13 protein-coding genes are annotated in these 13,328 nt (G+C 35.2%); 2 read left to right on the top strand and 11 right to left on the bottom strand.

Annotated features, from left to right (window positions below; all coding sequences use genetic code 11):
* Window positions 1-43: 43 nt before the first annotated feature.
* On the bottom strand, window positions 44-274 hold the full coding sequence (locus ACIQLB_RS09610) for a site-specific integrase (protein WP_400724348.1): 231 nt from the start codon (window positions 272-274) through the stop codon (window positions 44-46).
* Window positions 275-1,286: 1,012 nt separating this feature from the next.
* Between ACIQLB_RS09610 and ACIQLB_RS09605 the strand changes: the two genes are divergently transcribed.
* Entirely contained in the window at window positions 1,287-1,562 is a 276-nt protein-coding gene (locus tag ACIQLB_RS09605) for a YqhV family protein (RefSeq protein ID WP_400724345.1), read from the top strand.
* A gap of 141 nt (window positions 1,563-1,703) precedes the next feature.
* Here the strand turns inward: ACIQLB_RS09605 and ACIQLB_RS09600 are convergent, their stop codons facing one another.
* From ACIQLB_RS09600 to ACIQLB_RS09580, 5 genes are all read right to left on the bottom strand, one after another.
* Entirely contained in the window at window positions 1,704-3,191 is a 1,488-nt protein-coding gene (locus ACIQLB_RS09600; protein ID WP_400724342.1) for a sodium:solute symporter family protein, read from the bottom strand.
* Window position 3,192: 1 nt separating this feature from the next.
* The gene (locus tag ACIQLB_RS09595; RefSeq protein WP_400724338.1) at window positions 3,193-3,399 is read right to left on the bottom strand and encodes a DUF3311 domain-containing protein; all 207 of its coding nucleotides are present in this window, start codon (window positions 3,397-3,399) and stop codon (window positions 3,193-3,195) included.
* A gap of 30 nt (window positions 3,400-3,429) precedes the next feature.
* On the bottom strand, window positions 3,430-4,719 hold the full coding sequence (locus ACIQLB_RS09590) for a M20 metallopeptidase family protein (protein ID WP_400724335.1): 1,290 nt from the start codon (window positions 4,717-4,719) through the stop codon (window positions 3,430-3,432).
* Complete coding sequence (locus ACIQLB_RS09585; protein WP_400724332.1) at window positions 4,716-4,994, bottom strand: hypothetical protein; 279 nt, start codon at window positions 4,992-4,994, stop codon at window positions 4,716-4,718. The genes ACIQLB_RS09590 and ACIQLB_RS09585 overlap by 4 nt, the downstream gene beginning before the upstream one ends.
* 66 nt (window positions 4,995-5,060) lie before the next feature.
* The gene (locus ACIQLB_RS09580; RefSeq protein WP_400724329.1) at window positions 5,061-5,939 is read right to left on the bottom strand and encodes a MalY/PatB family protein; all 879 of its coding nucleotides are present in this window, start codon (window positions 5,937-5,939) and stop codon (window positions 5,061-5,063) included.
* Between the two features lie 196 nt (window positions 5,940-6,135).
* Here ACIQLB_RS09580 and ACIQLB_RS09575 point away from each other — a divergent pair, with 196 nt between their 5' ends.
* The gene (locus ACIQLB_RS09575) at window positions 6,136-6,615 is read left to right on the top strand and encodes a MarR family winged helix-turn-helix transcriptional regulator (protein ID WP_400724327.1); all 480 of its coding nucleotides are present in this window, start codon (window positions 6,136-6,138) and stop codon (window positions 6,613-6,615) included.
* Window positions 6,616-6,788: 173 nt separating this feature from the next.
* On the opposite strand, the gene ACIQLB_RS09570 is transcribed toward ACIQLB_RS09575, so the two are convergent.
* The 5 genes from ACIQLB_RS09570 to ACIQLB_RS09550 all read right to left on the bottom strand — a co-directional run bounded on the left by ACIQLB_RS09570 (window position 6,789) and on the right by ACIQLB_RS09550 (window position 13,313).
* Window positions 6,789-7,712, bottom strand: a complete 924-nt coding sequence (locus ACIQLB_RS09570) for an alpha/beta hydrolase fold domain-containing protein (RefSeq protein ID WP_400724324.1) — start codon at window positions 7,710-7,712, stop codon at window positions 6,789-6,791.
* Between the two features lie 876 nt (window positions 7,713-8,588).
* Window positions 8,589-9,521: a carbamate kinase gene (gene arcC / locus ACIQLB_RS09565; protein ID WP_400724321.1), complete on the bottom strand. Its 933-nt coding sequence runs from the start codon at window positions 9,519-9,521 to the stop codon at window positions 8,589-8,591.
* A 5-nt stretch (window positions 9,522-9,526) separates the two neighbouring features.
* Window positions 9,527-10,297 (bottom strand): oxamate carbamoyltransferase subunit AllH family protein, encoded by a 771-nt coding sequence (locus tag ACIQLB_RS09560; protein WP_400724318.1) that lies wholly within the window; start codon window positions 10,295-10,297, stop codon window positions 9,527-9,529.
* The gene (locus tag ACIQLB_RS09555) at window positions 10,294-11,559 is read right to left on the bottom strand and encodes a YlbE family protein (RefSeq protein WP_400724315.1); all 1,266 of its coding nucleotides are present in this window, start codon (window positions 11,557-11,559) and stop codon (window positions 10,294-10,296) included. Before ACIQLB_RS09555 ends, ACIQLB_RS09560 begins: the two co-directional genes overlap by 4 nt.
* Window positions 11,559-13,313, bottom strand: coding sequence for an acyl-CoA synthetase FdrA (locus tag ACIQLB_RS09550; protein WP_400724312.1), 1,755 nt, complete (start codon window positions 13,311-13,313; stop codon window positions 11,559-11,561). Before ACIQLB_RS09550 ends, ACIQLB_RS09555 begins: the two co-directional genes overlap by 1 nt.
* Window positions 13,314-13,328: the final 15 nt, after the last annotated feature.

Raw genomic sequence — 13,328 nt, 5'->3', positions numbered from 1 at the left:
TTAGCAAGGTATCGTTCAAATAAACAATATTTGGCGAACGATTTTAAGGAAGAGATTTTCGGTTCACCGAACGAGGTTTTTGTTTTAATGATCCTAATAAATATTGGATAAAGCGACGTACTTGGGTGTTTAAACAGGTTGAACAGCCATAATCCGATAAAAAGGTTAAGAAGAGTTGTAAATCGTATTCGTAACTAGTAACTGTATTAACTGAGTAATTTTTTTCAATCTCAATATACAATACAAATTCATCAATGGCTGCATGTAGTTGCAAGTATAAAACCTCCAGATATCGTATTAAATAATAATTATTATCTGTACAAAATCATCCCATTATCGAAAAAAAGGAGCGTTATCGTTCACATGATAATTATAAGGAACTTCAAAATTGTAAGTCGAAAAGTACAGATATTATGGGTAGATGACGTATCCAAGCCCTCCTCCACGCCAAATAATTTTAGTTTACATAATATAAATTATAGGAAGTTACGTATCAATGAAAAGTATACTAATAACATTGAGATGAAACAGCTGTTGTAAAAGGTCAAATAGTTTTAGACTACTTTTTTCAGTGACCAATAAAACGTTAAGTTTCTCTATGATATAACTCACATAAACACATATTTTCAAAAAAATAAAATGGTCAAGAATGTCCAAACACTTTTTTGAATTGTACTCTTTTGTCCTTTTTAAACGGATGATATTTCAAGAATTTAAAAAAACCATAAGAAAATGCCCTTAAATATTTTGAACTTTAGGGCATTTTTCTTTATTTAACTATTATATTTATATTTGATTATCATCGATACGTTTTAGCTTTTGAATTTTTGATTCCTCTATCCAACTTTAACCAGCTATTATCTATTTCTACCTGCACTTTTACCCACTTGTTTTGTCTTTCTTATACCTCAACTATAGTATTTTTAGAAATTTTAGTTCCATGATCAGGGATCAGGTCTTTATCGTCTGTTTCTTCCTGTTCTTATATAACTTTCCTTACATAACACACCTAAATCATAAGCCAAATAATTTAATTTAGATTTTCGATATTTTTTTGTATTTCTTGAATTGTGAAATGTTCAGTTATACTAGATTGAATCTTATTAATTGTCTTTGTACTATAGAAACATTGAAAAAACTGTATACTTCAATAGAATATTTAACACGAATTATACATATTTTGATTATAGTACTTCATTAAAACAGAAGTCCGTAATTATCCTAATGATGGAAATGGAATATAAGAGAATTCGTTTTTTATCGCAAAAATTACCTTTAAAGATTGGATGATGACAGTTATTGATAAATCGCTTCTTGCTATGGTTATTTTACGCGTATTGTCTGGAAGTATTGAAGTAAGTGCTGGATTGTTGATGCTAAAGTTGAATAGTTTAGAAAAAGCATTCTATATTAATACAATGCTTGCTTTAGTTGGTCCAACAGTTTTAATCGTAACGACGGCAATTGCATTATTCGGACTAGCTGATAAAATTTCTGTGCCGAGAATGATTTGCCTATTTACAGGAATTACGCTTATTTTTATTAGCGTAAATGTAAAGTGATAATAAAGTTGCTAAAAAAGCTTTTCATTTGGATAAAAAGTAATTTGAACTGATAAAAATAGAAAATCTCTCTTTGAGAATATGGTCAAATTGATTTTACGCTTTTCGTAACATTGGAATTTTCAAATAAAACAAATGATACTATGAAATGTTTTCTACTGTTTTCTCATTTGTAGTTTCATCATTTTTTCCAGTTACCTTCCTTGTAAACGCACTAACAATTAAACTTACTAAAATATTTACAGTCAATGCAAGGAAACCAATGTTGATATCTTGTATATAGGATGGCCAGCTTGGGAACAGCTTACTTAGGTGAGCTCCTGTAGCTGCTTGCCAACCTACAATCGTGACACCCACAATAATCCCAGCAAAAACACCTTGTACAGTTAATGGATTTTTCTTCAAAAAACTACATACAACCGCTGGTACAAATTGAGTAACTAATCCATACCCCATTAAGAATAATAACGTAATTGCTCCACCACCACTAAAAGTGAAGTAAAGTGCAACAAGTGCAATCACTGGAACTGAATAGCGAGCAATGATACCAATTTGTCGATCGGTAATTTGAGGTCGAATAGGTTTTACAACATTTTTTGCAAGTAATGTAGCTGCAGACATCAAAATCAATGAACCTGGTACAATTGCAGTTAATAATCCTGCTGCTCCAATAAAGCCAACGATGACTGGATTAAATGTTTGCGTAGAGGTTTTAAATAGAGCTAAATCCACAGCGCCTCCTTCTAGCTCAGGAACTTGTAAAATTGCAGCTGCTCCAACAAATAAGATAAATAATAAAAATAATGCGTAGATTGGAAGCATTATCGCATTATTTCTTAGTGCATTCCCACTTTTTGCTGAAAAAGTAGCAACGAATGTATGCGGCCACATATAAAACCCTAACGATGTTAACATGATCGTTGAAATATACCATGAGGCGCTAAAACCTGAGTCTGGAAGTGATAAGAAACCTGGTTTAACAGCTTCAATTGCTTCCCACATTGGCTGAATCCCGCCATAATAATGTATAGGTAAGTAGATACCAAGGAATAACACGACACCAAGAATAAGAAAATCTTTAATAACAGCTGTCCAAGCCGAGCCATGAATTCCTGAAACCATAACATAAGCAATCATTGCAATTGTACCTATCCAAATTGTTATTTTCGGATCAATTGCTCCATAAGAAGCTTCGGAAACGATAATGCCAAGACCTTTTAATTGAATGACTAAGTAAGGAATTAAAGCTGCTAACCCTACAATGGCTACAAGTGTGCCAAGAATTTTACTGTTATATGCCTTTTCGAAAAAATCAGATTGTGATAGTAAACTATGTTTCTTTCCGTAAGCCCATATTTTAGGTGTTATCCAGTAAGCAATTACATAGTTCAGCATCATGATATTGTAAAATGCTACGCCACCTTTTCCATACATCCAACCACTTACCCCTAAAAATGCATTAGTTGTATAAATTTCACCAGCCATTAATAAGAAGATGAAGATAGATCCAAATCCACGGCCTCCAACACTCCATTGTTCAAGGCTCATATCTTTCCCTCTACTTGCCATAATGCCTAAAAATAAAGCAATCACTAAGAAAATTGTAATGATTCCAACTGAAATGATCATATTATTCCGTCTCCTCTTTTGCATCAGGATTTATACGATGTACTAAAATCATTAAACCTGTTCCTAAAAAGATCCATAAAACCATCCAAAATAATAAAAATGGAAGACCTAAGACATATGATTCGGCACTTTTAATAAATGGAACTCCTAAAGGCATTCCAAAATAGGCAATGAACGTGAGTAAATAGCAGAGACTTTTTTTTGTCATTTTTTCTATCTCCTTTTTAATAAATAAATTTTATTCATTTATTAATTGCTGGAATCCATTATCAATAAATAGACTATTTATATCTCTTTTATCAGGAGTAAAATGAACTTGGTTTTCACAATCTAGAAAATCTATTGTGTATTGTACAGTAGCCGCCACTCCTAGTTTTAAAGCATCTTCATCTAAGTCAAAGTAAACATTATGGTGTTCGGCTCCAATCCCTTCTTCGAGGTTTTGTATGCCAATGAATGCAAACACACCTGGGAAGTATTTTTCATAAAACGCAAATGATTCTGATGCCATCCAAGCGGGAATTGAATGTAATGCATCAGTACCAATTGCATTTTTCACTGCATCGATCGCAATTTGTGCACATTCTTTTTGATTGTAGACAATTAAGTCCGATTCTTTAAGCTCTGTAATAAATTTATAAGTGCAATTATGCAGGTCACAGACTTTTTCTAGGATTCTCTTAAATTCTTTTGCAGCATGGGCACCTTGGTTATAATCTAAATATCTGGCTGTTCCTGAGAACTGTAAACTTTCAGGAATTATATTTGCTGCTGATCCTGAACTAATCGTTCCAATTGAATAGGTAATTGTTTTAAAAGGATCTAGATTATTTAATCTCATCGCTCTTAAATTATTATAAAAATCGGTAAAGCAATCTAATGGAGCAACTGACAAATCTGGTCTTGAACCATGTCCACTTTTTCCTTTTATTAAGACATCAAAAACAAAAGAAGCTGCCATTCTTGGGCCTGGATCAACAGATATTTTCCCAGTCGGAAGATCAGATTTTAAATGGATACCCCAAATTCCGTCTCCCCCGATTTCGTGTAATCGTTTTAAGAGATTATAAATCCCGCCACCCATTTCTTCCCCTTGTTCAAATGCGAGAAGCACTCTTCCTTTAATTTTGTCTTTGTGTTGATTCAAGATTTCCGCTACACCCATAAGCATTGCTGTATGTCCATCATGCCCACAAGTATGAGCAGCTTGGTCAGACTCAGAAAATACTACTTTTTTCTTTTTTAAATTATTTTCCTCTTCCTTCATCGGCAATGCATCTAGATCTGCCCTAAGAATTAAAGTTTTTCCCGATTGATTTCCTTGAATATAACCAATAATTCCGCCATCAGGGACAATTTCGTAATGAATACCCAATTTAGTTAACTCGTCTGTTACCACTCTCATTGTCCGTACTTCCTGTAATCCGATCTCAGGGTGTCTATGGAGATCTCTTCTAATCTCAATTACATAATCTTCTATTTCTTTTGCAGCTTTTAACACATCAAGCTTAAATTCGATCGTTTTCATTTTATATACTCTCTTTCTGATTGATTAGTGGATTCGATATCTTGGAATTCTAAAGCGATTCTTTCAAGTGCTTCTTTTATAAGTGGTCTTGGTGAAGGGATACAGATTCTTTGAAAGTCTTTACCTTCATTTCCAAACAAGTGACCATCTTCAAGTATGACATTGGCTTTGTTATAGATACGATCATGAATCTCTTGAGCTGAAAGGCCATATCCACTAAAGTCCATCCACATCACGTATGTTCCTTCAGGGATCCTAACTTTGACTGTTGGCATTTTTTCACCTAAGAAATTTTTCACATACTCTATTGTGTCGTCAATGTATTCTGTTATTTGCGCTAATCATTCTTCTCCTTCGTTATAGACAGCTATAAGAGCTGCAATTGTAAACGGTGATGGTAACTGCATTCCCATGGTGTCGCTAAAGATTTTTCTAATCTCAGGGTTTGAAATAATAACATTTGTACAGTGCAGACCTGCAACATTAAATGTTTTATTAATGGCCGTGCACGTGATGATATGATCTGAGCTGTTTGCAACTTTTGCTATTGGTATAAATTTTTGATTTTTTCTAATGAGATCACCATGAATTTCATCAGCCACAATAATTACACTATTTTTCGCACAGATATCTGAAAGCGTTTTTAATTCCTCATATGTTAAAACTCTACCAGTCGGATTATGTGGACTGCAGAGAATGAACATTGTAGTATTTTCTTCTTTTGCTTTGGCTTCAAAATCCTCAAAATCAATTGTGTAATACCCTTCAGCATCACATTTCAATGCATTATTTCGAACAACTCTTCCATTTCCTTCTATCGCAGCTGTGAACGGCGGATAAACAGGACGTTGAATAATGATACCTTCACCAGATTTAGTTAAAGCTTTCATAGCTATACTCAAGGCATGTATTGTTCCAGGGCTATATACAATCTCTTCTCTTTTGATTGTCCAATCATGTCTTTTTTTAAACCAATGCTGAATTGATTCAAAGTACGCATCTGGAAAAACAGAATATCCAAAAATACGATGATCAACTGTTTTATGTAATGCATCTATCAATGGTTGCGGTACAGGTAAATCCATATCTGCTGTAAATAGTGGAATGATCTCATAGTCATACCTTTCTGTATAACCCATTGTTTTGATTACATCTTTGCCATCCCACTTTAAGGAATAAGTATTTCTGCGATTAACTACTTCATCAAAATTATATTTCAATGCTTCTCCCCACCTCTTGTCGCATTCAACTTTCTACTTTATCGCAATTTTCGACACGTTTAGATTAAATTTTTCTCAGTTTAACACCTTAACCGTAAAATCGTCAATTAAAATTTCTGAATATTGTAAAAATTAATTAGATTCTAAACAAATGTTAAAATTAATTTGCTACCAATTATGGGGAGGGTGATGCATTGTGGAAAAAGAGAAGGTTTTTTATGAGCTAATGGAAACGATTTACGAGACATCTAGACTGATTAGTTCATATGAAAGTATCCCAAGAAAATATGGCACAGAAGATGAATTGTATATGATAGAAGTTCATACACTCAACTTAATTGGAGATCAAATAAAAACAACTACTACTGAAATTGCAGAAATTAAAAATTGCACAAAAAGTGCTGTTTCTCAAATGGTTGATAAACTAATTAAAAAAGGATTAGTCATTAAATATAGAAATGTAGACAATTATCGAGAATTGAATATTGAGTTAACACCCAAGGGCAAAATAGTTTATGAATATCATAAAAATCTAGATTTAGAGGAATATCGGAGTCATTTGAAGAACCTCGAGCAATTTACTGCTGAAGATTTTCAAAAGTATATTACTGTCTTAAACTTAATCAATCAAAGGACACAAAGCGTGCTTAATGACAAAAAATCTAAGACGTATTAATTATCTTTGCTCTATACAGAAAAGGAGTGTCTCAAAGTCTAAATTTGATCTTTGAGACACTCCTTTTTACGTTATACATTGCTGTTATTTTTTTAAAATCTCTACCTCTTGTTTAAACGAAGACTTCCCTCCTGGTGGCCGCTTCAAGTACAGTTAAGCTCCATTTCTTTAAATTAATTTAGTATATTAAAAATTTTCTGTTGAGCATCTTGGGCTTCAGGGATTGGCATAACAACAAACACATGATTCATTTTAGGATAAACAAAGGTATTGATTTCAATTGCTTGTTTTGTTAGTTTTTCATCCAGTCTTATTGCATCTGGATATAAACATTCATGTGTTCCAATAAAATGAGTTATCTTCCCAAGTCCTTGAAAGTCACCGTATATTGGACTAATCAATGCGTCTTTTAAATCTTTATCAGCTGCCCAAATCTTTGTAATGACTTCCATTCCTTCACTAGCTAACATCGGATCCTTTTCTTCATATTCAGCTATAAGAGGATTTTCAAAACTCAAATCTACACATGCTGATAATAAAATAATATCTTTCGGTTGAGGTAAATTGTTCATTTTTAACAGATGAGCTAGGCCAAGTGCTATATTACCGCCTGCCGAATCTCCCATAATCGTTAATTGATTCGAATGTTCAACAGTTGCAAGCATTTCTTTATAGAGGTTTAGCATTTTTGGATACGTATCTTTATAGTTAAAATGAGGTACTTTAGGATAGATAGGAGCAATTATTTTCGCATTCAATGATTGCGCCATTTTATCCAAGAACCACCAGTGAAAATTTAAAGGTTGATTCGTCCAAGCGCCACCATGTAGATAAAGAATAACTTTTTGTTTCGGAGATTCTTGGTCATTTAATGTGAAAACCTGTATGCCCTCGAATGCCTCATCCTTAACATCACTTAAAAATTGAACATCTTCCCCTATAACATATGCTTTACTATTTTCAGTTCCCATTAACTCAACAAACTGTTTAGTGTTTTCAATACTAGAAAAACTCTTTTTATTACTTTCGGAAGCTAACCATTTTTCAAATTGAACACTTTCTTCAGAACGTTCTCCGTTATAAATGTCTAGACTCATTTTTAATGTTCTCTCCTTTAAACATTTTTATTGTTCATCTTGTTCTTTCATAACACAGTATGATTTAAAATAGCCTTATATCGCTTTATCAAAAGTCTTTAACAAGTTGGATAGAATGTCTTCTTTGAACGTAGGCGTTAATACTGCATCTTTATTTACAGAATAATGGTTGAACGATGCTTCAAGGTCAAAATAAAAAACCTTTTCCATCTCATAAAAAAAGTGAACATGGGCTTCCATTTCAATTAATATAACAGATATTTTACCAAAATTTTCCTATTAAATACTTGATTGCTATGTTTCTTTTTATAGTAATTGCTCAAATTCTTTACGTTCCTGTATGTAATCGACTTACTTCCCCTTTAGCTCGAATTTTTATAAAGTTTAAGCAGAGAACATACGTTCCTCACCCGTGAAATTAGCATTTTTCTTGAAAACTTTTTAAAAAGACAACGAGCTAAGCAACCACGCTAAGTTACTTTTTGTGTAGAAAGTATGTGTGCACCCCCTTCATCATACCAAGATTCGTGTTCTTCAGGCCTGTGCTTTTCCTTTAGCTTCCTTCTGATTCCACGTACCACAGACGCCTTTGCTATCAGCTAACCAATGCTTCTGTCTCACCGCTTCTGAAGCTTCCACCCTATAGTTCCTACGTATGACGAGCGTACAATAAAAAAAGAGACGAATTTCTTCGCCTCTACAACGAATTTGTTGTTTCATTTATGCCCTAACATCTTATCTTCCGCTATAAACAAGCAGATTTATGAACTATTACAAAAATAACGTCAAAAAGTTTGCAACGTCTATCGTCTGTGATTACTCACTTCATGACGTTGCAAACTTAACGGATGACGGTCCTTGAACCAAATTTAAAACTTATAGCGTTATGCGTGTACCTGCTTTTCCATCTAATGCAGCTACTGCTTGATCGATTGAACAGATGATGGACTCTTTCCCTAATTTCGCAAATTCGATAGCTGCTTGCATTTTTGGTAACATACTACCTGCTGGGAATTGTCCTTCTGCAACATACTGTTCAGCTTCTGCAACTGTAATGTGGCTTAATTTCTGCTCATTTTCTTTCCCAAAATTAATATAGACATTTGGGACATCAGTTAACATCATGAAAACATCCGCATTCACTTGTTGCGCAAGTTTTAATCCTGAACGATCTTTATCAATGACTGCTTCAATCCCGTGTAATTGACCACTGTCTTCACGATATACAGGTATGCCGCCACCACCAGATGAAATAACAATCGTTTCATCAATTAACCGTTTAATTTCATCTATACCATGAATCACTTTTGGTTCTGGTGAAGGGACAACGCGTCTATATCCCCGACCTGCATCTTCTGCCATAGTAAAGCCTTGTTCTTCTAAACGTTGCGCTTCTTCTTCCGAGAAAAATACACCGATTGGTTTAGTCGGATTTTCAAAAGCTTGATCGCCCTTGTCCACTTCAACCATTGTTAGCAATGTCACCACATTTGTAGCAATGCCTCGTTCTTTCATATGGTTTTTTAAAGCTGTCTCCATCATATAACCAATGAAACCTTGTGATTCTGCGTTACAAACATGAATTGGTAGTGGTTCGATTACATTTTTTGCAGCTTCATTTTGGGCAATAATATTTCCTACTTGCGGACCATTGCCGTGTGTAATGACGATGTTATGACCCGCTTCTCGAATTGCCACCATATGGCCTGTTGCCGACACTACATTTTTTAATTGATTTTCATAAGTTGCTTCTTGTTTTGGCTGTAAAATGGCATTACCACCCAAAGCAATAACTACACTTTTCCCCATTTCTTTCACTCCTTAGTTAATGACATATAAATGCCATATAACGTATCCATCCCAGATGATGATCCTACTTCTATAAGCCTGTTCATGCTTTCTAAAGATGGATCATGCTGCAATGCTGTAATCTTCGAACTAAATACACCGTCTATAGCACAGGTTAAGAAACGCTTACTGACAATGGTTGTTAAAGGTTCCTTGATAAGAGCTTTTAGTGTTTCTAGATGTTTATGTTCGATAAAATTTTTAATAAAATGTCCGTACAATATGCCGACTAGTATATCATCACCTGTTGGTGTTAAACCTTGTCCACGTCCAATGAAGTAACGGAATGTCTCGTCAAGATGTTCGGCTGGATCTTGTAATCGATTGATCAAGGACAATACACGTGCTCGTTCAAAATCTGTTGATTCATAGGATGTAAATGAAATGTATTGAAAATTTTCTTTTAATTTATTTATATTTGCATGTTCAAAATCCATATATAACGGTAGTATTTTCACATTAAACACCATTTCGAAGCGGTTATGAAAAAGACGATTATTATGAAATATTAATGTATCGCCTACCTTAATATTGGTCTTTACTGTTTGTCTCGTTTGAGGATCAAGCAAGATCCCGAACGGAAATGTCCCATTTTCATCGGTACCAACAAATATCAATTCTCCATCTTGATCAACCATATTTAAACCTTTTTCAAACATACTGTGCACGGTAAAGGTTTTTTCTTCATTCAATAATTGAAGTGCGATTGAACCAACCGCACTTGCTTGTAAAATCATCCTTTAAAGCCTAGCTTTTCAGCATATGCTGTGATAGCTTTCTCAAAACATTCGATTGGCGGATGGACTGTACCGGCACCAATTTGTCCGTAACCCGCAATTTTGTGCGCAATACCTGTGTTAATGACTGGAGTGATCCCTGTTTCAACAACTTTCCGTGCATCAATGCCTAAACATGCGCCTTTAAAGTCCCAAGTTGGGATGACAAAGTTCGGGTTTTCGCTAATACAAATTTCTGTCATTTGATTACTTGTTTCAAGTGCATCATTAAAACCACCCGAACCAACAAAGCGTGTTACTGCAGGTGCTGCAATCATCGCCATACCACCAACACCGATTGTTTCTGTAATCGCTGAATCACCGATATCTGTGTTTGCATCTTCTGCTGAGTAACCAGTGAAATATAATCCTTGTGGGGTATTAACAGGACCAGTAAACCATTCGTCTCCCATGCCCGCAATACGGATACCAAAGTTTTCACCGTTTCGGCACATTGCGGTAACAACTGTACCGTGTTCGATTGTACGTGCTGCATCCATCATCGCTTTGCCAGTCGCCATAGCAATATTTAAGAAAAATTGGTCTGTGTCAGCTAAGAATTGGATTACTTCTGTACGTTGATCTTTTTCAACGTCTTCTAATGATGCAATGACTGGTGATAGTTCTTTTAAAAATGCAAGAGACGCTGCAATATTACGCTGGTGGAACTCATCACCCATTGCAATAGCTTTCGCAATCAATACGTTCACATTCAAGCCTTCATCAAATGTTTTTAATGCTTTACTTAAAACTGGACCTAATACATCTTTCATCCAATGTAAGCGATTGATTACTTGCTCATTGTAAGCGCCAAAGCGTAACACTGCTCCTATACCTTCGTTCATTTGACAGTACGCTTCGTTACCACTCTCCTTGTTAATAACAACAAGGACTGGCATGTTAGGTGACGTGATACCACCCATTGGTCCAACTGCATTCACATGGTGACATGGAATGAATGTAATCTTATCGTTTTCAAGTAATTCACGTGCATCCTTTTCGTTTTTCGTCCAACCTTCAAAAAGGATAGCGCCAACACAGGAGCCTTGCATAGGATCAGTCATGTTTTCATACTTAATTGGAGGTCCAGCATGTAATAACACGTACTCTTCTAATTCAGAAATCACAGACTTAGCAGGTACAACATCCGTTAAGAATGGTGTTGCAGCTACGATTTTTTGGATAACCGCGTCATTTGCTTCATTTATTGTTTGATAACTCATTAGATTGTACCTCCTTCATAATAGTTTAAGAATTGAAGTACTTTCATTAACTTCTCATCGCCGCCAGCAATGGGACGCCAGTTAAATTGAACACACTCCGAGCCACTGTTTTGAACAGCTTCCGTAAAGCTTTTTAGCCCAATATTGATTACACTTGGTTTCATATTGATGAAGGACATAATTTTCTCATCGACTGCCAAGTTTTCTTCTGTATAATCAAATTTTTGTACATCAACGCTTGGTTGATCCACTGTACCGCCTACAAGTTGGATAGCTGTGCGAACCATTTGATCGTTTGTCTTACAAATAATTGCACCACTCTCTTTTAAAATCTCAATTTGTTTATCGTAACCTTGGATGTCTTGAGCCGTACCTACAACCGTTGCAAGTACTGCAAGTTGACGACCATCTTGACGTGCACTGTCCAAAACACGTTTGATTGTTGGTGCTAGTTCACTAGCCATATCTTCATGACCGCCGTTACCAATCACGTTATCAATTATAATGACCGCTGTTTCAGGGTCGTTCATAGATGATTCAAGCATCTCGATACGTTTTTCAGGATCAATCATTGGGTGTGGTTTACCTTTTGTATAAACATCATCACCTAAATCAATGATTTCATGATTGTTTGTTTTCAAAACATAGCTATCGTTCTGTTCTTCCGTTATCGTATCTTTGAAAGCATCTCGCACTAGCATCGCTGCTTCAGATGCTAATGTACCGCCTGAATAATAGCCTTTAATACCAACTTGTGTGTCTTTTAATACAACGTTTACATCAGCCATTGACGGTTCAAAACTTGGTTTTTCCCCATTTGATAATTGAACTGCTGCAACTGCTGCTTCTTCAAGTGTATAAGCGTGATAGATACTCGCTTCTTGATAAGTTGGTTTATCACCTAAGAATAATGTAACAACTGGTTTGTCAATATTTCTTAATACATTTAATACTTTGCGTTTTACTTCCTCTGCAGGTGGTTTAGAGATTACTGTAATGACTTTTACTTTCGGATCTTGGTTTAACGCCTTGATGCTATCTAACATCGTGATCGCACCAACTTCAGTTGATAAATCACGACCACCTGTACCAAGAGCGTTCGTAACACCTTTACCATAACGGTCAATAATTGTTGTTACTTCTTGGATCCCTGTACCTGATGCACCAACAATACCAATATCGCCTTCGTTTACGTTATTTGTAAAGGCAAGAGGTACGCCATGAATAAGTGCAGTTCCACAGTCTGGCCCCATCACTAATAATCCTTTTTCATGCGCTTTTTGTTTCAGTTTCACTTCGTCTTCTTTCGAAACATTGTCACTGAACATGAACACATGTAAACCTTCGTTCAATGCGTTTTCCGCTTCCATTGCTGCATATTGACCAGGAATTGAAATTAACGCTAAATTTGGATTGTTCGCAAGCTCCATTGCACGTTTCCAGTTGTGAGCCTCTTGACCTTTAGACGAATCTTGTGAATCAGACTCACCTTTTAATGCTACCTCTACTTCTTCTTTCACTTCGTCTACTTTTTCTTCCTGATCAGTATCTACAACGATGACAATATCATTTGGCTTTGCTTTTTCTAATTCATCCGTGCCTAAGCCAGAAGATTTAAAAATGTCTTTGTTCGCTGGTGTTCCCATCATGATTGATACTTTGTTTACACCATCAATTGCAGACAATTTGTTAGATAAAAGCATTAACACGATGGAGTCTTTATAAGTGTTTTCTTTTATAATTGTATATAACATGATGATCCTCCAATT

The sequence above is a fragment of the Lysinibacillus sp. NPDC092081 genome, from assembly GCF_044755845.1.
Classification (GTDB): domain Bacteria; phylum Bacillota; class Bacilli; order Bacillales_A; family Planococcaceae; genus Lysinibacillus.
Note: the sequence above shows the minus strand (reverse complement) of the source record. Positions and strands in the feature narration are given on the sequence as shown.

Bases quoted from the DNA above. Each gene is read 5' to 3' on its own strand.
- arcC (WP_400724321.1), bottom strand. From the start codon at position 9,521: ATGGGGAAAAGTGTAGTTATTGCTTTGGGTGGTAATGCCATTTTACAG.
- ACIQLB_RS09605 (WP_400724345.1), top strand. From the start codon at position 1,287: ATGATGACAGTTATTGATAAATCGCTTCTTGCTATGGTTATTTTACGC.
- ACIQLB_RS09590 (WP_400724335.1), bottom strand. From the start codon at position 4,719: ATGAAAACGATCGAATTTAAGCTTGATGTGTTAAAAGCTGCAAAAGAA.
- ACIQLB_RS09585 (WP_400724332.1), bottom strand. From the start codon at position 4,994: ATGCCAACAGTCAAAGTTAGGATCCCTGAAGGAACATACGTGATGTGG.
- ACIQLB_RS09550 (WP_400724312.1), bottom strand. From the start codon at position 13,313: ATGTTATATACAATTATAAAAGAAAACACTTATAAAGACTCCATCGTG.
- ACIQLB_RS09570 (WP_400724324.1), bottom strand. From the start codon at position 7,712: ATGAGTCTAGACATTTATAACGGAGAACGTTCTGAAGAAAGTGTTCAA.
- ACIQLB_RS09600 (WP_400724342.1), bottom strand. From the start codon at position 3,191: ATGATCATTTCAGTTGGAATCATTACAATTTTCTTAGTGATTGCTTTA.
- ACIQLB_RS09595 (WP_400724338.1), bottom strand. From the start codon at position 3,399: ATGACAAAAAAAAGTCTCTGCTATTTACTCACGTTCATTGCCTATTTT.
- ACIQLB_RS09555 (WP_400724315.1), bottom strand. From the start codon at position 11,559: ATGAGTTATCAAACAATAAATGAAGCAAATGACGCGGTTATCCAAAAA.
- ACIQLB_RS09560 (WP_400724318.1), bottom strand. From the start codon at position 10,297: ATGATTTTACAAGCAAGTGCGGTTGGTTCAATCGCACTTCAATTATTG.